Source organism: Peribacillus huizhouensis (assembly GCF_014138605.1).
Lineage (GTDB): Bacteria > Bacillota > Bacilli > Bacillales > DSM-1321 > Peribacillus > Peribacillus huizhouensis.
Genome location: NZ_JACJHX010000002.1, coordinates 142581 through 162856, shown reverse-complemented (window position 1 = coordinate 162856; position 20276 = coordinate 142581). Strand labels below are relative to the sequence as shown.

The window sequence follows — 20276 nt, the reverse complement described above, 5'->3', positions numbered from 1 at the left end:
GGTTACCAATTAAAAAAATTTATCAAATTTGAATCGTTTTGTTATTTCATTTTCTCTAATAGGGGAGAAGAGAAAAGGAGGTTGCCTAAAGTGAAGACAAAATCTAAGGTAGTAAACCGCGCCAAACAAGGAGATGCCGAGGCATTTCAAACATTAATTCATGAAGAAAAAGAAAAATTGTACAAAATGGCCTATGTATATATGCGAAATGAAGAAGATGCGCTTGAAGTGTTTCAAGAAAGCATCTATAAAGCTTTTGCGTCTATCGAAACATTGAAAAACAACGATTATTTCTCTACTTGGGTTACGCGGATTTTAATTAATACAGCAATTGCAACATTGAAAAAGAAACAAAAGATCGTTTCGATTAGTCATGAAATGCTAGAAAATATGAGCGGGGTGGAGCACTTACATCGTGATGACCAACTTGATTTACTTCAAGCAATGAATGAAATCGAGGAGAAGTATAAAACAGTCCTGCTGCTGCGTTTCTATGAAGATTATACAGTGAACCAAATTGCTACGTTTCTCAACTGCCCTGAAGGTACGGTGAAGACGAATATTCGCCGTGGATTAGTGATGTTAAAGAAAAAAATGAAAGGGGCTTATTGTGATGACAGACAAAATTCGTTCATTTAAAGAAGAAATAGATCATATTCACGTGCCGGTTGATAAGTTGGATGCTATTATTTTGAACACAGTTCAGGGGAGATTGCCAAAAAGAAATAGTTCCATCAGAAAGAAAATATTATATAGTGTAGGCGCTGCAGTTGTTGTGTTCGGTTTGTTTCTTAGTTCGGCAACCAACTCACCCGTTATGGCTAATATCGTTTCACAAATTCCAATTATCGGAACGATATTTAGTGAGTCTGAAGATCGAGGTTTGGAGCAAGTAAGCAAGCAAGGTTTAGCAGATCTAGTAGGCATAACGAAAACAGTAGAAGGCACTTCCATTACACTTCATGAAGTTTTCTATGATAAGACACGGTTTACGATTGGATTTTCAATTGAATCAGAGAAGCCGTTGGGAGAATTCTATTTGTCCTCAGGACCATCTTTCACGGTGAATGGGAAAAGCTTTTCACACGCTGGCGACTATAAAGAAACCGAAATATCAAAGACTCATCGAACAGGTATTGCTAATATTGAGGCATTTGAAGAATTGCCAGAAGCTTTTACGCTAGGGCTAAAGTTTAATGGAAAGGATGGCAAGCAGTGGGATTTCTCAACCCCGGTTAGTGCTCAAGCAAATGTCCAGTCAGTTGCGATTCATCATACTCAGAAAGCAGGTGGTATAGATCTCACTGTTACAGATTTACAAGTAAGTCCAGCCGGTTTGCTATTTACCTTGAGTGCGCAGTCAGAAAAACCAGGCTATTTATCCGGTGTGCTTGACTTCAAAGTAATCGATGAGAAAGGCAATGAACTTGTATCTCATTCTGGTGGAAGCAAAGTCGAAACCATGGCAGGAAAGGAACATTTGACTGGTACTCGTCTAATTGATCCAATTGGTGATAATGTGAAAAAGTTGACAATTACTCCTTATCTTACTCAACCGATAGGAGGAAGCAGTGTGAAAATTGACGCACAAGGCAATGATACGATAACTGAATTCAATCCTTTAAAAGGAGCTGATATCGAATTTAAAAGTTTTACAGTGACTCTTCCTTAATCAATCTGCCGTATTGTGTGAATCCAAATAGCAGTACCATTCATTTCTTTCTAATGTAATGGGGGTGTTCATGACAACCTTTTTCTTATTCAATTGGCTAAAATATTATTGTTAAAAAGATTTTTAGCCAATTTATGTGCAGCCGAGGTTTCAAACGTCATTCATTTAAATGAGCAAGGTTAATATTATCAATAAGAAATTGTATCACACACTGACAATGTCAAAGAAGCACACATTGAGTATAAGAAGTTTACCCGATTATTGTTGGAGATAGATTTTTGGATACTTAAATACCGGGGTAATTTGAAAAAAATAGAAAACAACTAAAAAAATTAAAGAAGAGATGGATACAGTTCTGTAACGGTTAGATCATTAAATGATTGAGCTGGTTTATATTTTTAAGAGAGTTTTTCTTAGAACGAACGGGGAGCAGGGTAGTTGAAATTTAAAAGGAATAATAGACACATTCAAAGAAATGGACTCATATACATAGAAGATGTATCTAAAAATTTTTTGCTCAAAAGAGGTGTTCTGATGCTTCCAAAGTGGTCAATATGGGTCTTGAAATTATTCTGGGTTGTAGGTTTATTGGGATTATTATTTATGGGGTTTCATTTTGAACAATCTCTACAACAAAAGGCTAGTGAAACATATCATATATTGCCTCTTTTTTGGTTTTATTCAATTGCACCATTTTTATTAGGTGCTTATATTTCTCTACTTTTTATACAAAAGTGGTTGTTTAAAATGAATAAACCATTAATTCTGTGTGTATCAGTCCCGTGTCTTATTATTTCGTTTTATTCGCCAATCGTAACCACCTTTTTTCCAAATGCAACATTTTTGCCGAATGTTTTTTGGACATTTGAACTAAGTTTCTTTGGAATCACTCCAATGGTGGCTGGATTAACTCTTATCGTGGGTTTATTCGGGGTGACTCAACCATCAAAGAATTGATCTGAATGTTTTAGTGAAGAATCGTGGCTGTCATTAATCCTGTTAGCCATTATGGCCTATTTTTTATACATTTAATTCGTTTACTTATTGAGATAACTGGGTGCATATGTTTTAGGTATTTACCCGACGATTTATTATAAATATTATATGATTAAGTTAAATAATTAAATCTATTTTAATAAATCTTTATTACAAACCTACATTAAATATGGCCTGTTATGATCAAATTTTTTCATAACAGGCTCTTTCCATTGCTATGTAACAGACTCTTGTAGAGAAATAATAAAGTTGTTTATTTCTCCATAATAAACAAGAGACTTACTACAATTAAATGTAATAAGGCTTTTAAAAGTTGTTTAAAACGGAATTGAACTAAAAGAATTATGGTGCTTAAAAGGATATTAAAGTTGTTTAATTCTTGTTAAACTAACGCTCCCTTTTAGCTTAATAAGAAATCTCCTTATTCAAATACAACCATTTCTCCGACATCTATAAACCCAAAGCGCCTATAGATATTTTCCCCATCCTTTGATGCTTGTAAGACAACGGGTTTTTGTTTATCTTTTGTTTGAGTAAGAAGGTATTGAAACATTTCACTGCCATATCCTTTACTTCTAAATGTTTCTTTTGTCATAACATCATAAATACCATAACTTTCTTTGCTATCTATTAGTAAACCAGTAGATACAGTTATTTCACCGACGCGTCCAATAAACATTTGAATTTCAGTACCTAAATTTACTTCAGAAAACTTATTAAAATAATTTTCTAACGCATCTTTTTCGGGTGTACCTTCAAATAGGCTTATAAAAACCTCTTTATATTCCTTAAGTTCTTCAAAATTTCTCACATGAGTAATCATAAGCTGATGGGACTTTCTTTGACCGACATTAAGAGTATTTTCAAGTTTCATCATTACATTACGTTCTGCTTCTTTTAGGTCGTATTCTTGCATCAGGTCTTGCCAGCCAGCGTTCAAATACCGGGAGTCAATCCACGTACTAAAGGGATATTCTTTAAGAGACATATTTTCGATGCTACTTCTAATATTAAATGCATTTTTTATATGTGAAGATTTCGGCAAAAGTACATTGAATGTATCAGTGGGTATTTCTGTATTCGCCAAAACGAAATCTTCTTCGTTGATAAGCTTTCCATTAACCGCATGAGTAAATATTCTTATTTTTTCTGCAAGATTGTTTATAACTAATTGTTGATTTGCAATCATTTCTTCGATCCTTCCAATTAAATACAGCGCGCGCTCTTTTTTATTATAGGAGCAATTCAATTATCATAAAACATTGTTCACCGTTTTTATCTCCTCCCATAATTTTCAGAAAGTTTAAAGCGCACTTGTTTATTTACTCCACAATCTGGCCGATTGTTGAAAGAATGACTCGCATTCTTTCAACAACTTTATTATTTTTTAAACGACTTTATTATTTTTTAAACGACTTTATTGTAAATTAAACAACTTTTTTGTCACTGTACAACTCTTGGTTGCAAACTAGGCAAACAAGATATACCTTCATCAAGATATTCTAGCAATGTCTTTTCACATTCTCCTAGATTCATTGTTGCCTACACGAGCGATCGTTCATTTTTCTTCAAAAAGTATAAATATATAATCATCGAGATAAAAATAGAAAGAGCAGATGTTAAATAGATGCTTCGATAGCCGAATAGGTAGCCGATTTGTCCGAATGTGATGGCGCCAATTCCAACGCCAAGATCGAAGAAGGAGAAGAAGGTTGCGTTGGCCATTCCTTTTCGATGTTGTGCCGCCTTTTCAATGGACCATGCTTGGAGTGCTGGTTGGACCGTTCCAAAGCCGAGACCGTAGAATATGGCTGCTGTGTAGAGCACGATGTTATTTGGCAGCCATGCGAGCAGCAGCATAGCGATGAAAATACACAGAGCCGATGGAATATAAATGAATTTGTGACCTCTTGTATCGTATAGTTTTCCTGCGTAAAGACGTGTGAATAAAAGGGCAATCGCATAGATAAGGAAATACCATTGAATCCCTGTGACTCCTTGTTTCATTGAATAGAGTGGGAGAAACGTGGCAATCCCACCGAATGTGACGGTGATGAAAAATAATAAAGTCGATGGCTGCAAGGCTGTTTTTTCATAAATATCAAAAGTACGGGATGTTGTTTTGACAGCGGGTTTGTCGCCTTTTTTGTAACGGATTGCAGTAGCTAGTGCAACGGATCCTAGGCCTAATGCTCCACATAAAAGGAAAAGTGTTTGAAATGATAGTTTACCTGCTAATACTAGACCGAGAGATGGTCCAATTGCTAGAGCTAGATTTCCAGACAAGCCGTAAAAGCCCATGCCTTCACCACGTCTGCTTGCAGGAATGATGTCTGATGCAATCGTTCCAGAAGCAGTAGAAGAGAACCCCCAACCTATTCCTTGGGCAACCCTTAAAGCGAATAGCATGAAGATGCTAGCCATGTATCCAAATGCTCCAACTGTTACAACGAATATAGAAAGGCCGAATAAAAAAACAAATTTTCTTCCTTTTGTTTCAAGAATTTGTCCTGCATATGGGCGGACAATCAATGCGGAAAAGGTAAAAATCCCAACCACAATGCCAATTATTTGATCATTTCCCCCTAAGTATTCAACAAAGAGCGGAATGGTCGGTAATGTCATTTGAAAGCCGAGAAAAATAAAGAAGTTAGCGATACAAAGTATAATGAAATCACGTGTCCATATTTTATCCTTACCTTGAGGACATGGTATTACTAAAGCTTTGTCCATCTATAAGTCCTCCTTCTTTTTCTACATATTGATATGTTACTAGAATTTGGATAATTAAGCGAATGTTAAGGTTGGGGGATGTACTAAGTATATTTATAATCCCAACCGAATATGACATAACTATTTCATGGCCTGACATACATATGAAGAAGAGCTTGTTTTAGGAAATGGTAGGTGGGCGTTATGAGAAAAAGAAGGAATAAAAAACTGTTTTTACCACTGGTTATCACAGTTATTATTATTGGCATCGTCCTTTTGGTAATACTTAACATTCCTAGTGGTCCTGAAAAAGTGGTTCGTGATTTTTATACGTATGAAGCAGAGGGGAGCTTTGATCAGTCATGGACATTGTTTCACCCTGATATGAAGATTCGGTTTCCAAAAGCTACTTATATTCAAACTCGTTCCCATGTTTTTATGCAGCATATGAACGTTGAAACTTTTTCTTTTGAAATTGGTAAAGGGAAGAAAAAGAAAGGCTGGAGAATGAATAAAGACGGTGAAGTGTTTGCTGAGGCTTATGAGGTACCTGTTGACGTAACATTTCATTCTCAGTTTGGTATTTTTACGATGCAGCAAAACTGTTATGTCGTGAAGGAAAAAGGAGAGTGGCTTATACTGTGGGATTATCGATTTTAGCTAAATAAAATATCATAATTTCTCCTTTTTCATTCAAAATCTACATGGCGTTAAAACCATTTATCATGAAGGATCAATATTTAGTACGCTATACTTACCTAATCACAATGATGGCGGTGCGAAGCCGGATTTAGGTACTTTAATAAAATAAGTATTATTGAAAAGAAGAAGGCTTATTAATAAGTCGCAAAGCCCCGCCCCATGTCCTTTAAAGACCGTAAGAGGATTACATCGCTTTCTTTGTGCGATTGCTAATTGCTTTTAGGATGAACATTTTGTCTTGTGAGGAAAGCATAGTCCAACTGCCAGCTTTTATTTTCATTACGATCGACTCCTATTTTTATTTTTAGAAAGAAAAAAACTTTCTCCTTTAGTAAAAGTATACCGCGAATTACGCGCACATAAACAAGATAAATTCCTACAAATTTTTTGCATCGACTCGTATTTTGTCAAACAATCTTAAAAGGGGGTCAGACCCAGCAACATCTAAAAACTGTGTTGAGAGTGCTTGGTCTGACAACATTCATTATTTTAACTCTAAATGTGCTTTTAGTTCATCATGGATTCTTTGTTTTTCTTCGTTACTTACAATTCCATAATAGATTCCATCGATTCGTTTACCTGTGCTCTTCATCTCCATTTGTTCCACCTTTTTCGCTGCAGTGCGATAGTGTTTCTGGATGTCATTCATTTGAGAGAATGTTAGGTTTGTTTCGATGTTTTTGCTCAATGCATCAAAAATAGTTGAGTAGTTTGTTAAAGTAGCAAAGCTTGCCCCTTTATTAATGACTCCTTGAATGATTTCACGTTGTCTGTATTGACGTCCGAAGTCACCGCGTGGATCTTCATATCTCATTCGAGAGAAGTTTAAAGCTTCTGCTCCATCTAGTTTGATCTTGCCGATTGGGAAGTGATCTCCTCCATAGCTAAAGTCTAAGTCATTGTTTACTTCAACGCCGCCCACTGAATCTACGATATCCTGAAAACCTTCCATATTGATTTTTACGTAATAATCTAATGGGATATCAAGGAAGTTCTCGACTGTATCCATTGACATTTTCACGCCGCCAAATGCGTAGGCATGGTTAATCTTGTCCACTTTATTTTTGCCGATAATATCCGTTCGAGTATCCCGTGGAATACTTAACATTTTCACGGAATTTGTATCTGGATTCACGGTTAAAACGATCATCGTATCAGACCGTCCACTGTCTCCATCACGTTCATCAACACCTAGTATGAGGACGGAAAATGGTTCTTTTTGAGCATAGGCGATTTCTTTTTGTCGTTTTTCAGAAATAGGACGATCTTCTATCGGCGTATGCATCGTATTAACAGCTTTTGTAAGGGAATGATATACCGAGTATGCATAAGCACCCCCTGCTGCTAGAAAAATGAGAAGGGTAATACTGATAATCTTCAGCCAGCTCTTTTTCTTCTTCGTTTTCTTTTGACGTTTCATCTAGTACTTCCTTCCTGTTTTTTTTATAATGGGGCCTAAAAGTAATTATATAGAAATTTACTAGATTTTGATAGTATTTCAAAGTGGTAGAATCGTAAATGTTAAACGAACTTGAAGTGACATATTAGTAAAATAATGTTAAAATTTAAAAGTATTTCCTCGGATGATAAGTTGTTAGAAGATGTCTGAAGAAAAGGAGAGGGTTTAATTTGATAGTAGTCTCGTTAAATAACGTCTCGAAGAAAATAGGCAGTAAGACGATTATTGATAATCTTAGTTTTGATGTGCACGCAGGAGAGATATTCGGTTTTCTTGGGCCAAATGGCGCTGGAAAAACAACGACAATTCGGATGCTTGTTGGGTTAATGAAAATAACGTCTGGTGATATTTTCATAGATGGACATAGTGTAAAAAGTAATTATGAAGAAGCGATCGCTAAAGTGGGTGCCATTGTTGAGAATCCTGAAATGTATAAATTTATGTCTGGTTATGATAATTTAAAGCATTATGCAAGGATGACAAAAGGGGTAACAATGGAGCGGATTGATGAGGTTGCTGAGCTTGTTGGGTTGCAAAATCGAATGAAAGAGAAAGTGAAAACGTACTCATTAGGGATGCGGCAGCGACTGGGTATCGCCCAAGCCTTGCTTCATCGACCGAAAGTATTGATTTTGGATGAACCAACGAATGGACTTGATCCAGCTGGTATCAGGGAAATTCGTGATTACTTGAAACGACTAGCTCGTGTGGAAGACATGGCCGTGGTAGTATCGAGTCACTTGTTATCTGAAATGGAAATGATGTGTGATCGGATTGGCATTATTCAAAATGGCCGTATGGTCGACGTACAACTTGTAAATGATATGGTGAATGATGGAAATATTTCCTATCTTATTTCGGCAAAGCCGGTTGATCAAGCGTTCAATCTGTTACAAAATGCTTTTGAGGGTGTAGAAGTGAAAGTGACGAAGCAACTACTCCATGTGGAAGGCGCGTCTATTGATGTTCCTAAACTAGTAAAACGACTCGTTGAAAACAATTGTGATATTTATGAAGTAAAACAAATCAATCAGTCTCTTGAAGAGAAATTCCTTGAAATCACAAGTGAAAAAGGAGGGATTGCTTAATGGGATTGCTCGCAAACGAATGGGTCAAGATTTTTAAACGAAAATCAAGTTTCATCATGATTGGCATCCTTGCGATCATAGTAGTGGTTGCGGCGATTGGAATCACGTTTGTAAATAGCCAGGACAATGTGATTAACGATAATGGAAATTGGCAGGCAGCGCTGGAAGAAGAAAATAAAGACTTAAAGGAAGAGCTCAAATCAACACCAGGTCCTTATAAAAAGGAGATTGAAAGAATAATCGCTGAGAATGAGTACCGCATTTCGCATGATATGCCAAAAGTGACGTCTTATAATGTTTGGACGTTTATGAATGGGATGATGGGATTAGTCGATATTGTCGCCTTGTTTACAATCATTATCGCGGCGGGAATTGTGGCGAGTGAATTCAGCTGGGGAACAATCAAACTATTGCTTATTCGCCCGATTAGTAGAGCGAAGATTTTGTTGAGCAAATACATAACGGTCCTTTTATATGCTCTATTTATGCTAGCCATTTTATTTGTTCTAAGCTTTATTTTAGGTGCAGCATTCTTTGGATTTGAACAGAACCAGCCGCATTTAGCTTATTTAGATGGTCAAATTGTAGCACGTGCGCAAATTCCGTTTTTACTGTCGCAATACGCATTGAGTTCGGTTGGGTTACTAATTTTTACGACGATGGCGTTCATGATTTCGGCAGCTTTCCGTAACAGTTCTCTTGCTATCGGACTTTCCATCTTCCTTTTATTAATGGGTAGTATCGTAACATCCATCATTGCGGGATTCTTTGATTGGGCAAAATATTTACTGTTCGCCAACACGAATTTGCTCCCGTACTTTGGCTCTGGGACACTGATGGTTGAAGGCATGACCTTATCGTTTTCGCTCATTGTATTGCTCGTGTATTACATCATCTTCCTTGTCGTTGCATTCTGGGCTTTTGTAAAACGAGATGTAGCAGCTTAATTTGTGTACCCCCTAATGAGTATAATTCGGGGGTTTTTGCTACGAAAATCTTTCTGGCGGTAAAAGATTGGTGTATGGAGTCGGCGTCTTAGTTTCAAGATTCATCTCTTGTCCTGTTTAGCTGTGCTCCGGCACGCAAACCTCCAATCCGGCACGCAAAAGCTTCAGGCTGGCACGTTATGAAACCAATCCGGCACGCAAATTTGCTTTCCGGCTCGATAAGTCTGAGATTCCGTTTATTTATTCCGTTAAGCAAGATGAAGTTTCGGGGGAAAGCGTAATAAATGGGTTAGATCATGTGAAATGGGCTCTGTCACTCTAATTCTATTTATTCTAGGTGCATAATGTTAAAAAACGCCAAGCCTTTATTTCCGTGTAGGACTAGGCTTGGAGTTTTTTTCAATTTTATCATAGACAGCTGCAAGAGCTTGTTCGAATTTGCCGCTCGTTTTAGGCTGATAATATTTTTTGTTAGCGAGTTTATTCGGCAAATATTGCTGTTTTACCCATCCGCTTTCATAATTATGTGGATAGAGGTATTCAACGCCGCGTCCGAGTTCCTTAGCCCCTTTGTAATGGGCGTCCTTCACATGATCAGGTATATCACCAGTGCTTCCGGCACGAATATCAGCCAGCGCTGCGTCAATCGCTGTCATGGCTGTGTTTGATTTAGGTGATAAGCAAAGCTCGATGACAGAATTAGCTAGCGGAATGCGGGCTTCAGGAAAGCCGAGGCGTTCGGCAGCTTCAACTGCTGCTAATGCACGTGGTCCAGCTTGTGGATTAGCGAGACCGACATCTTCATAGGCAATGACGACAAGTCTGCGGGCAATGCTTACTAAATCACCTGCTTCAATTAAACGACCTAAATAATGAAGGGCGGCATTCACGTCACTACCACGAATAGATTTTTGAAAGGCTGAAATTACGTCATAATGAGCATCGCCATCTTTGTCGTGGGAAAAGTGTTTTTTTTGGATACATTCCTCTGCGATTTCCACTGTGATTGTAATCGTCCCATCCATATCAGGCTCTGTTGAGATGACCGCTAGCTCCAGAGCGTTCAATGCGCTTCTTACGTCGCCATTTGAGGCGGTTGCCAAATGAAGGAGTGCTTCCTCACTTACATCTGTCGTAAATTTCCCAAGTCCTCGCTCATCGTCCTCGATCGCACGTTTCAAAGCCGTAACAATATCATCGGGTTCAAGTGCTTTTAGTTCGAAGATTTGACAACGACTCCGAATGGCTGGGTTGATTGCATGATACGGGTTACTTGTCGTCGCTCCAATTAACGTGATCATGCCATTTTCAAGATACGGTAACAGGAAATCTTGTTTCGCTTTGTCGAGTCGATGCACTTCATCTAATAGAAGAATGACTTTCCCTGACATTTTTGCTTCGGCAGCGACAATTTCCATATCTTTTTTATTATTTGTTACCGCGTTCAACGTACGAAAGGCGAATTGGGTACTGCCAGCAATCGCACTAGCAATCGATGTTTTTCCAACCCCGGGCGGGCCGTATAAGATCATCGAAGAAAGCTGTTTTGCTTTGACCATTCGATTGATAATTTTTCCTTCATTTACGAGATGCTCCTGCCCCATCACTTCCTCGATAGAACGGGGGCGCATCCTAAATGCAAGTGGTTTTATGGACATCGTCATCGCTCCTATAGCTATTGTGTAAGATAAAGGTATCATATTTTTCATGAAAAAGAACGTAAATAGGCTATTTGAGGTTGTTCAAAAAGTTAGGTCCTTAACGTTAGTGCATATGCGAAAGGTTAATGAAGATCGCTGTTAAGAACTTCTCGGCTCTTTTTATCCTCCTTTTTAAACGTGCACTATTATGCATTTCACTTAGGATTATGCTATAATTTTTAAAGCGTAAAAAAGAATTTCCATCAGTTAGCAATATTAAAACAGTTAAATCGGAATTAATTCGATACGATATAGTTTGAAGGAAAATATGAAGGTGGGTAAACGATGAGAATCTCGACAAAAGGCCGCTATGGCTTAACCATTATGATTGAATTGGCAAAGCAGTATGGCGAGGGGAAGAGCCCGACATCGCTTAAGTCGATTGCACAGACGCATAATTTATCAGAGCATTATTTAGAACAACTGATCGCCCCGCTTAGAAATGCTGGCTTAGTGCGCAGTATTCGTGGAGCATATGGCGGGTATATTCTAACGAAAGAACCGAAAGAAATTACGTCTGGTGACATCATCCGCGTATTGGAAGGTCCGATTACCCCTGTTGAAGGAATTGAGGACGAAGAGCCAATTAAACGCCAACTATGGGTTCGGATTCGTGATGCAGTAAAGGATGTCCTAGATAGTACGACACTTGAGGATCTAGCGAATTATAAAGATGATAGTGAACATGATTCGTATATGTTTTATATTTAATCCTATCAAGTGAAACTTCAATCAGTGACGGGCTTCTTCCCCACTGATTGTTAGTCCCTTTCTACTGTCGCTAAGATCTTCGCTCTAGCTTCGATCAATCGACAGTACGAACCCGATTGGGCTTTAATGGGCAGTTGTCCCCCACCTAGATTTACCCATTTATACTTGAATCCTTGAGGTCGGAGTCTTACTGATCGTTAATGCGGGATAAAACGGTGAAGAATAAACAAGGGTCTAACTCCTTAGATTATACTACCTAGAAGGTGTTTAAGCACAATCTTCTAAAATTGTAGTTGTGGAGTTTGACGCCTTTTTTCTTTTTTTGTATGAAGGACATAGGAACTTAGGTTTTCGCGACTTACAAATATAGCCAATCAATTTATCAGGTATACTGATTTATCGAGACAGCATCCAAAATTCTAGCTCCGCACAACCACCATTGAGATTAGGTGTGTGTAGCGTGCTACAGGATCCTTCATAGTAAATGGTGGCGTTTTAACGCCATATTAGTTTTGCTTAGAACTAAATAAAATTATAGAATATGCCCAGGTGTGAAAATTTTAGAATAAATCGCCCAGCAAATTTATTCTGTTAATATAACGGAGGAACTAACGTGAAGAATGTGTATTTAGATCATGCAGCTACGTCACCGATGCATCCGCGTGTGATTGATCGGATGTTAGCTGTCATGAAGGATGAGTACGGGAACCCATCAAGTATTCACTCGTACGGCCGCGCGTCACGACAAGTGTTGGATGAATCCCGTGCAATAATGGCCCGGAGTATAGGTGCGTTGCCGAATGAAATCATTTTTACAAGTGGTGGTACGGAAAGTGATAACACGGCGTTAATTGGAATTGCGAACGCGTATCAAAATCAAGGCAAGCATATTATTACGACAGAAATTGAACATCATGCAGTCTTGCATACATGCCATTTTTTAGAGAAATCTGGTTTTGATGTAACCTATTTACCTGTTAATGAAGAAGGGCTTGTTTCTGTTGATGATGTGCGATCTGCACTTCGTGATGATACAATCCTCGTTTCCGTCATGTTTGGTAATAATGAGGTCGGGACGATACAACCGATTCAGCAAATCGGTGAACTCCTTCAACACCATCAAGCATTTTTCCATACAGATGCAGTACAAGTGTACGGTTTGGTAAAAATCGATGTGAATGAACTTCATGTTGATTTACTTTCTGTTAGCGCTCATAAAATTAATGGTCCTAAAGGTATCGGTTTTCTCTACATCCGAGACGGCATTAAGCATCAGCCATATTTGTACGGTGGCGAGCAAGAGCGGAAGCGTCGTGCTGGAACGGAAAGTGTCCCAGCGATTGCCGGCTTTGCGGAAGCTGTTCAAATTACTCAAAGCACATTGGTGGAGAAAAGTGAGTTGTATGCAAGTTATAAAAAAGTGATTTTAGATATTTTTAACGATGCTGGTGTGGACTATATCGTGAATGGGTCTCGTGAATCATCATTGCCACATGTGTTAAATATTAGTTTTCCTGGAACAAATGTGGAGTCCATGCTTGTGAATTTGGATTTGGCAGGAATTGCCGTTTCAAGTGGATCTGCTTGTACTGCAGGGTCCATCGATCCTTCTCATGTCCTCGTTTCCATGTTTGGCAAAGGTTCTGAACGGACGAAGAACTCGATTCGCTTTAGTTTTGGCTTAAACAATTCTGAGCAAGATGTGAGACAAGCGGCACAGGAAACGGTTAAGATAATCAACAGATTGTTAAAATAAAGGATTAAGTAAGAGGTGAAACATAATGAATAAAGCACCTAAAGACACGCGTGTCGTAGTCGGTATGTCGGGTGGCGTTGATTCATCTGTTGCTGCCCTACTATTGAAAAGGCAAGGCTATGATGTAGTCGGGATTTTCATGAAGAACTGGGATGATACAGATGAAAATGGCGTTTGTACCGCAACAGATGATTATAATGATGTAATTGCAGTATGTAATCAAATTGGCATTCCTTATTATGCTGTAAACTTTGAAAAGCAATATTGGGACAAAGTGTTTACGTACTTTTTAGATGAATATCGAGCAGGTCGGACACCGAATCCGGACGTTATGTGTAACAAGGAAATTAAGTTCAAAGCATTTCTTGAACATGCAGTCAGCCTAGGTGCCGATTATTTAGCAACCGGTCATTATGCACAGGTTGCTTACCGTGACGGCGAATACAAAATGCTTCGCGGAATAGATGAGAATAAAGATCAAACATATTTCTTGAACCAGTTAACGCAAAGTCAGTTGGAAAAGGTCATGTTCCCACTCGGTCACATTGATAAAAAAGAAGTACGGGAAATTGCCAAAGAAGCTGGACTTGCTACAGCGACGAAGAAGGATTCAACTGGAATTTGTTTTATCGGTGAGCGTAATTTCAAAGACTTCTTAAGCAACTATTTACCAGCACAGCCTGGTAATATGGAAACGTTAGATGGAAAAGTGATGGGCAAGCATGAAGGTCTCATGTATCATACAATTGGTCAACGCCACGGACTTGGCATTGGCGGCAGTGGTGAGCCTTGGTTTGCGGTTGGAAAAGATTTGAAACGAAATATTTTGTACGTCGAACAAGGCTTCGAAAATGATGTACTATATTCGGACTCACTTAAAGCGGTCAATATGAGCTGGGTTGCAGAACATGCACCTGCTGCCGAATTTAGCTGTACAGCTAAATTCCGTTACCGTCAAACCGACAGTAAAGTGAATGTGAAAGTGCTTGAAAATGGCGATGTTGAAGTCATCTTTGCTGAGCCAGTCCGCGCGATCACACCTGGACAAGCTGTTGTTTTTTATGATGGCGAAGTGTGCCTTGGTGGCGGTACAATTGATGAAGTGTTTAAAAATAATAAAAAACTGACTTATGTCGGATAATGATAATCCCTAGCCGTAATTTGGCTGGGGATTTTTTGCGGTTTCAGCGATCTGCAAGAACTATGCAGGTTGATGAATTAGTTTTTTAGTCTAGGGAAGACAAACTTGGCTCCGGCAAGCAAATCGTAAATCCCGCTCGCAAAATTGATTTCCGGCGCGCAAATCACAAATCCGATTCGAAAAATGCAGGATGAAACGAATAAAGCAATCCTGCGCACAACTAATGATGAGCCAATGTCTTTATGGTATACTTCTAAAGAATGAAACTTAAATGGTTGTCCCAAATGTAAAGGGTTAGACTCTTTTGGACAATCTCTTTTTTCTATCGATTAAATGGAGAGTGAACAAGGTGGATAAAAACCAACAAGGAATCCAATATATGCAAGAAGGTAAATATGAAGAAGCGGTGAAGATTTTTTCTGAGGCGATTGAGGAAAACCCGAATGAGCCTGTAGCATACATAAATTTTGGCAATGTTTTAACAGCGGTTGGCGAAACAGCGAAAGCAGAGAATTTTTATAAAAAAGCACTTGAACTGGATGAAGAAGCTGGAGCTGCTTATTATTCGCTAGGAAATCTGTATTTTGAAATGGACAAGTTAATCGAAGCAAAGGATATGTTTGAAAAGGCGCTTCGTACCGGGCTGGATACAAGTGATGCGTATTTTATGCTAGGCATGACGTTGATGCAGCTTGAACAAGGGAAGCTTGCAATGCCGTACTTACAGCGTGCCGTTGAATTGAATCCCGATGATGTCGATGCACGTTTTCAATATGCGCTTTGCCTGGCTAATGCGGAATTGTACGATGAGCTGATAAAAGAATTAACCATTGTGATTGAACAGAATCCAGAGCATGCTGATGCCTACTATAATCTTGGCGTTGCATTTGGTGGCTATAAAGAAGATGCTGCCAAGGCAATGGAATATTTCGAGAAAGCATTGGAAGTGCAGCCTGACCATATGCTAGCAGCTCATGGAAAAAAACTGATGGAAACGCTGAACGAAGAATAACATCGTTTTGGGAAGGGGGAACCGTATGAGCCAGCAGGATGCGTTGGATCTTTTTTCAGAAGAAAAGAAATTTATGAAAGGTCGGCATTTAGTGACAATTTTTCATAACGAGTCAAATTTGTATTCTGTTGTGCGGATTCGCCTCGATGAAACGAATTTGGATTACGATGAAAATGAAGCTGTTGTAACAGGGTATTTCCCACGAATTCATGAGCAGGAAACGTATGTTTTTTATGGCACGATGAAAGATCATCCACGGTTTGGCATGCAGTTTCATGTCGAGCATTTCAGAAAAGATATGCCACAGTCGAAAGAAGGAATCGTAGCTTATTTATCTAGTGATTTATTTAAAGGGATTGGGAAAAGAACAGCGGAAAGCATAGTCGATTCACTTGGTGAGAATGCCATTTCGAAAATACTTGCTAACCCGTCCCTCTTGGATACCGTTCCGAAATTATCTTCTGAAAAAGCAAAAAGCTTCTACGATACCTTGATTGAACATCAAGGGTTGGAACAAGTCATGATTGGTTTGAATCAATATGGATTTGGACCACAACTTTCGATGAAAATTTATCAAACGTACCAACATGATACGCTATCGATTTTACAAAAAAATCCTTATCAGCTTGTCGAGGATATTGAAGGAATCGGTTTCGGACGAGCAGATGAACTTGGGTTTCAGCTCGGGATTTCAGGGGGGCATCCTGATCGAATTAAAGCAGCTTGCTTGTATACGCTAGATGCCCAGTGTCTTCAAGATGGTCATGTGTATATGGAGGCTGAAGAGTTACTAGAAGCAGTTAAGCTTATGCTTGAAGAAAATAAACGGGATGAAATTGAGTTTACTGCCATTTCCTCGGAAATTGTAAAGCTTGAAGAAGAAGGGAAAATCAAAGTCGAAGAGCGTCGGATTTATCCTCCTTCTTTATATTTCTCAGAAAAAGGAATTGTTACGAATATAAAGCGAATTTTATCGCAAACCGAGTATGAAGACCAATTTCCTGAATCTGAATTTTTACTTGCGCTTGGGGAATTAGAGGAGCGGATTGGCGTCGATTATGCCCCTGCTCAGAAGGAAGCGATTCAGACGGCGCTTCAGTCTCCGATGTTGATTTTGACAGGTGGACCAGGAACGGGGAAAACGACGGTTATTAAAGGAATTGTTGAGCTTTATGCAGAGCTTCATGGTGTGTCTATGGATATTAACGACTATAAAAAAGAAACCGATCCTTTTCCGTTTGTCTTGGCAGCACCGACTGGGCGAGCGGCAAAGCGTATGGCAGAATCCACCGGTCTGCCGGCAGTAACCATACACCGACTTCTCGGTTGGAATGGGAGTGAAGGATTTTCTCATGATGAAGAGAACCCGATCGAAGGGCGAATTGTGATCATTGATGAAATGTCTATGGTAGATACATGGCTTGCCCATCAGCTGTTAAAGGCATTGCCTGAACATATACAGCTTATTCTCGTTGGTGATGAAGACCAACTCCCATCGGTTGGTCCAGGTCAAGTGTTAAAGGATTTACTGGCATCACAGTCGGTCCCAATGGTTGGTCTTGAGCAAATATACCGCCAGGCAGATGGTTCTTCGATTATTGAACTTGCACATGAAATTAAACGGGGAAAATTGCCGGAGAGTTTCAGTGAGCAGCAAAGCGACCGTTCCTTCATTCGCTGTGGCACGGGTCAAATCGCCCAAGTTGTTGAAAAAGTCGTAGCGAATGCTCGTAAAAAAGGCTTCACATCAAGAGATATTCAAGTGCTTGCCCCGATGTACCGCGGGCCGGCTGGGATTGATAATCTAAACAAAATGCTTCAAGAAGTGTTCAATGGAAATGCTGATGCGAAAAAACGGGAGTTGAAATTTGGCGATGTCGCTTACCGAAGTGGTGACAAAGTATTGCAACTTGTCAATCAACCTGAAGAAGGCGTCTATAACGGCGATATGGGCGAAATTGTCTCAGTCCTTTTTGCTAAGGAAAATACGGATAATGTTGATAAGTTAGTCATTTCTTTTGATGGAATAGAAGTAGTCTATACGCGGCAAGATTTGAATCAAATTACCCATGCTTATTGCTGCTCGATCCATAAATCACAAGGAAGCGAATTTCCAATCGTGATATTACCGGTTGTTAAAAGCTATTACCGAATGCTGCGGCGAAATCTATTATACACGGCGATTACTAGAAGTAAAAATTTCTTAATTTTGTGTGGGGAAGAAGACGCCTTTCGTCAAGGAATTGAACGAAATAATGAAATGAAGCGTAAAACGACCTTGATGCAAAAATTACAAGCATCTGAAACGGAAGATTCTGAAATAGAAATGGAGACTGAAGTGGTAGCCGAGCCTTTCGAAATCCTCATGAACGTCGACCCAATGATCGGCATGGAACACGTTACACCTTATGATTTTATGTAACCAAACATGGAAAACCTTTCAGCTCATCTTTGTATGTCTTAAGACAAATACTAAAGATGTTCGGAAAGGTTTTCTTTGTTCAAGGGTATATTTTATGGAAAAAATGGGCATAATCGTAGCGAATGAAATGTTGAAATATCATTTCGGTCTATGAAGAGGTAGGTGTCCATTTTGGAAATTAAATGCCCGAATTGTAACAGTAAAGATGTAGGTAAAATCGGTGTAAATCAGTTCTATTGTTGGAATTGTTTCATTGAAATGAGTGTAATGAAAGGGATCATTAATACCCATCAAGTCGAGGAGGACGGAAGTTTAAGTTCGTTAGACGACTTGTTTGAAGAAGATGATCGCCGTTTGAGTATGTAAACTAAAGAATTGAGGTGCAACAATGAGGAGACGTTCTAGAAACTTCCTTGGTAATAGTACCGGTATGATGAAAAAATACACGAAAAAGATGCGAAAGAAATTAAAATCGATGCTTTAATAGGGAAGCACCGTGGATAAAAAAAACACACAGTTTTTTTTGAAACTGTGTGTTTTTTTTATGTGAATTAGAAGTAAATGGCCAATAGTGGGGATAGAATTGTTACAAATGGTCCTAAAGTTCGAAGTCTTCACGTACAAGGTAAAATCACTCATCTTATTGTCAAGGGGGGATATTTTCAAATGGATCTGGATCGAACGCGGTTTACATTGAAAAAAAGTAGCGTTCCATTAAACGGTATAGAAATATATGAATCATTTAAATAACCGCTTAGTGCGTACACGTTAAACCGAAAAAAAATCCCCCATACATATTTCCTGCTCACCTCACGAAAACTACTAATTGTGAGGTGAGGTGTATGGACATTAGAATGAAGTGGTTTTATCGACTAGGATTTTTGTTGCTATTATTTATTGTTTTATATATTTTTATGAAGCTAAAGCCAATGTGGGCACCGATTATAAGTGTTTTGATAAAGGTGCTTATTCCCTTTTTAATTGCTGCGTTTATTAGTTATCTGTTGCATCCGGTTGTAGAGCTTTTGCATAAAAAGGGGATGAAGCGAGGGCTTTCTGTTGTCATTATCTATTTATTGTTCTTTGGTGGGATTGGTTTTGCTGTCTACAAAGGGATACCAATTATGACTGAACAAATCCGGGAGCTGACTGAAAATGCGCCGGCAGCTGCAGAGCAATATCGAAATTGGACAGACTGGATTGGCCGTAAGACAGAGAATTGGCCGTTTGGTATTCATGAGCGTTTAGATGCTACAATTCTAAAGATCGAAGGCAGGCTAGAGTCGTTGATGGATACGATCATGAATTATATGATGAAGCTGTTTGATTTTTTCTTGTTGATTGCGCTAATCCCTTTTATTGCCTTTTATATTGTGAAAGATTATGATGCATTGAAAAAAATGACGCGATATCTAACACCGCGAAAATGGCGCAGTCAAGGGATTGCATTTTTAAAAGATGTCGATGTTTCTTTAGGAGGCTATATTCGTGGCCAAATTATTGTCTGTGCTGCAATTGGAGGGATCTCTTCACTGCTGTTTTGGATTGTCGGGATGAAATATCCATTGCTATTAGGTGCGCTTATTGGGATTACTAATATTATCCCGTACTTTGGTCCGGTTTTTGGTGCGATTCCGGCGGCATTGATTGCGGCTGCCATATCTGTGAAAATGATTATTATCGTCGTTGTGATTGTCTTGGTGCTACAATTTTTAGAGGGCAATATTCTTTCACCGCTTATTATCGGAAAAAGCTTGCATATGCACCCAATCTTTATTATGTTTGCACTATTGGTTGGTGGAGAAGTCGGAGGTGTGATTGGGTTAATTATTGCTGTTCCCATTCTCGCAGTCGTGAAAGTGTCGTTCATTCATGCGCGGAGTCACTTTAAAAATATCCCATCAACGGATTAAAAATGGCGGTGTCCATTGACAAATGAAATTCTTGTGAATATAATC

17 protein-coding genes are annotated in these 20276 nt (G+C 38.9%); 13 read left to right on the top strand and 4 right to left on the bottom strand.

Annotated elements, in window-relative coordinates; genetic code table 11:
• The first annotated feature begins 90 nt into the window (after positions 1–90).
• The 3 genes from HNP81_RS04040 (at position 91) to HNP81_RS04030 (ending at position 2629) form a co-directional block, all read left to right on the top strand.
• The gene (locus tag HNP81_RS04040; RefSeq protein ID WP_182501643.1) at positions 91–639 is read left to right on the top strand and encodes a sigma-70 family RNA polymerase sigma factor; all 549 of its coding nucleotides are present in this window, start codon (positions 91–93) and stop codon (positions 637–639) included.
• Entirely contained in the window at positions 614–1672 is a 1059-nt protein-coding gene (locus HNP81_RS04035; protein WP_182501642.1) for a DUF4179 domain-containing protein, read from the top strand. Before HNP81_RS04040 ends, HNP81_RS04035 begins: the two co-directional genes overlap by 26 nt.
• A gap of 534 nt (positions 1673–2206) precedes the next feature.
• Positions 2207–2629, top strand: a complete 423-nt coding sequence (locus HNP81_RS04030; protein WP_182501641.1) for a hypothetical protein — start codon at positions 2207–2209, stop codon at positions 2627–2629.
• 460 nt (positions 2630–3089) lie between these two features.
• On the opposite strand, the gene HNP81_RS04025 is transcribed toward HNP81_RS04030, so the two are convergent.
• Positions 3090–3857 (bottom strand): GNAT family N-acetyltransferase, encoded by a 768-nt coding sequence (locus HNP81_RS04025; RefSeq protein WP_182501640.1) that lies wholly within the window; start codon positions 3855–3857, stop codon positions 3090–3092.
• Between the two features lie 353 nt (positions 3858–4210).
• Positions 4211–5401, bottom strand: coding sequence for an MFS transporter (locus HNP81_RS04020; RefSeq protein ID WP_182501639.1), 1191 nt, complete (start codon positions 5399–5401; stop codon positions 4211–4213).
• A gap of 183 nt (positions 5402–5584) precedes the next feature.
• Here HNP81_RS04020 and HNP81_RS04015 point away from each other — a divergent pair, with 183 nt between their 5' ends.
• Positions 5585–6040 (top strand): hypothetical protein, encoded by a 456-nt coding sequence (locus tag HNP81_RS04015; protein WP_182501638.1) that lies wholly within the window; start codon positions 5585–5587, stop codon positions 6038–6040.
• A 526-nt stretch (positions 6041–6566) separates the two neighbouring features.
• Here the strand turns inward: HNP81_RS04015 and tagU are convergent.
• Positions 6567–7502, bottom strand: a complete 936-nt coding sequence (gene tagU / locus HNP81_RS04010) for a polyisoprenyl-teichoic acid--peptidoglycan teichoic acid transferase TagU (protein ID WP_182501637.1) — start codon at positions 7500–7502, stop codon at positions 6567–6569.
• Positions 7503–7711: 209 nt separating this feature from the next.
• Here tagU and HNP81_RS04005 point away from each other — a divergent pair, with 209 nt between their 5' ends.
• Positions 7712–8629 carry an ABC transporter ATP-binding protein gene (locus HNP81_RS04005; RefSeq protein WP_182501636.1) on the top strand — a complete coding sequence of 306 codons (918 nt, stop codon included), beginning with the start codon at positions 7712–7714 and terminating at the stop codon, positions 8627–8629.
• Complete coding sequence (locus HNP81_RS04000) at positions 8629–9576, top strand: ABC transporter permease (protein WP_182501635.1); 948 nt, start codon at positions 8629–8631, stop codon at positions 9574–9576. The genes HNP81_RS04005 and HNP81_RS04000 overlap by 1 nt, the downstream gene beginning before the upstream one ends.
• 365 nt (positions 9577–9941) lie before the next feature.
• Here HNP81_RS04000 and HNP81_RS03995 read toward each other — a convergent pair whose 3' ends face one another.
• Positions 9942–11234, bottom strand: a complete 1293-nt coding sequence (locus tag HNP81_RS03995; RefSeq protein WP_182501634.1) for a replication-associated recombination protein A — start codon at positions 11232–11234, stop codon at positions 9942–9944.
• 327 nt (positions 11235–11561) lie between these two features.
• On the opposite strand from HNP81_RS03995, the gene cymR reads away from it, so the two are divergent.
• The 7 genes from cymR to HNP81_RS03960 all read left to right on the top strand — a co-directional run bounded on the left by cymR (position 11562) and on the right by HNP81_RS03960 (position 20231).
• A complete protein-coding gene (cymR, locus tag HNP81_RS03990) occupies positions 11562–11987 on the top strand; it encodes a cysteine metabolism transcriptional regulator CymR (protein WP_028391914.1) in 426 nt (141 codons plus the stop codon).
• Positions 11988–12600: 613 nt separating this feature from the next.
• The gene (locus HNP81_RS03985; RefSeq protein WP_182501633.1) at positions 12601–13743 is read left to right on the top strand and encodes a cysteine desulfurase family protein; all 1143 of its coding nucleotides are present in this window, start codon (positions 12601–12603) and stop codon (positions 13741–13743) included.
• A 25-nt stretch (positions 13744–13768) separates the two neighbouring features.
• Positions 13769–14884: a tRNA 2-thiouridine(34) synthase MnmA gene (gene mnmA / locus HNP81_RS03980; protein ID WP_028391912.1), complete on the top strand. Its 1116-nt coding sequence runs from the start codon at positions 13769–13771 to the stop codon at positions 14882–14884.
• Positions 14885–15233: 349 nt separating this feature from the next.
• Complete coding sequence (locus HNP81_RS03975) at positions 15234–15896, top strand: tetratricopeptide repeat protein (RefSeq protein ID WP_182501632.1); 663 nt, start codon at positions 15234–15236, stop codon at positions 15894–15896.
• 25 nt (positions 15897–15921) lie between these two features.
• Positions 15922–18318, top strand: a complete 2397-nt coding sequence (gene recD2 / locus HNP81_RS03970; RefSeq protein WP_182501631.1) for an SF1B family DNA helicase RecD2 — start codon at positions 15922–15924, stop codon at positions 18316–18318.
• A 177-nt stretch (positions 18319–18495) separates the two neighbouring features.
• Positions 18496–18684: a YrzR-like zinc ribbon domain gene (locus tag HNP81_RS03965; RefSeq protein WP_028391909.1), complete on the top strand. Its 189-nt coding sequence runs from the start codon at positions 18496–18498 to the stop codon at positions 18682–18684.
• 476 nt (positions 18685–19160) lie between these two features.
• Positions 19161–20231, top strand: coding sequence for an AI-2E family transporter (locus HNP81_RS03960; RefSeq protein ID WP_028391908.1), 1071 nt, complete (start codon positions 19161–19163; stop codon positions 20229–20231).
• Positions 20232–20276: the final 45 nt, after the last annotated feature.

Excerpts from the sequence above, each read along its gene's own strand:
- HNP81_RS04035 (WP_182501642.1), top strand. The coding sequence starts at position 614 with ATGACAGACAAAATTCGTTCATTTAAAGAAGAAATAGATCATATTCAC.
- HNP81_RS04030 (WP_182501641.1), top strand. The coding sequence starts at position 2,207 with ATGCTTCCAAAGTGGTCAATATGGGTCTTGAAATTATTCTGGGTTGTA.
- HNP81_RS04025 (WP_182501640.1), bottom strand. The coding sequence starts at position 3,857 with ATGATTGCAAATCAACAATTAGTTATAAACAATCTTGCAGAAAAAATA.
- HNP81_RS04020 (WP_182501639.1), bottom strand. The coding sequence starts at position 5,401 with ATGGACAAAGCTTTAGTAATACCATGTCCTCAAGGTAAGGATAAAATA.
- HNP81_RS04015 (WP_182501638.1), top strand. The coding sequence starts at position 5,585 with ATGAGAAAAAGAAGGAATAAAAAACTGTTTTTACCACTGGTTATCACA.
- tagU (WP_182501637.1), bottom strand. The coding sequence starts at position 7,502 with ATGAAACGTCAAAAGAAAACGAAGAAGAAAAAGAGCTGGCTGAAGATT.
- HNP81_RS04000 (WP_182501635.1), top strand. The coding sequence starts at position 8,629 with ATGGGATTGCTCGCAAACGAATGGGTCAAGATTTTTAAACGAAAATCA.
- HNP81_RS03995 (WP_182501634.1), bottom strand. The coding sequence starts at position 11,234 with ATGTCCATAAAACCACTTGCATTTAGGATGCGCCCCCGTTCTATCGAG.
- cymR (WP_028391914.1), top strand. The coding sequence starts at position 11,562 with ATGAGAATCTCGACAAAAGGCCGCTATGGCTTAACCATTATGATTGAA.
- mnmA (WP_028391912.1), top strand. The coding sequence starts at position 13,769 with ATGAATAAAGCACCTAAAGACACGCGTGTCGTAGTCGGTATGTCGGGT.
- recD2 (WP_182501631.1), top strand. The coding sequence starts at position 15,922 with ATGAGCCAGCAGGATGCGTTGGATCTTTTTTCAGAAGAAAAGAAATTT.
- HNP81_RS03960 (WP_028391908.1), top strand. The coding sequence starts at position 19,161 with ATGGACATTAGAATGAAGTGGTTTTATCGACTAGGATTTTTGTTGCTA.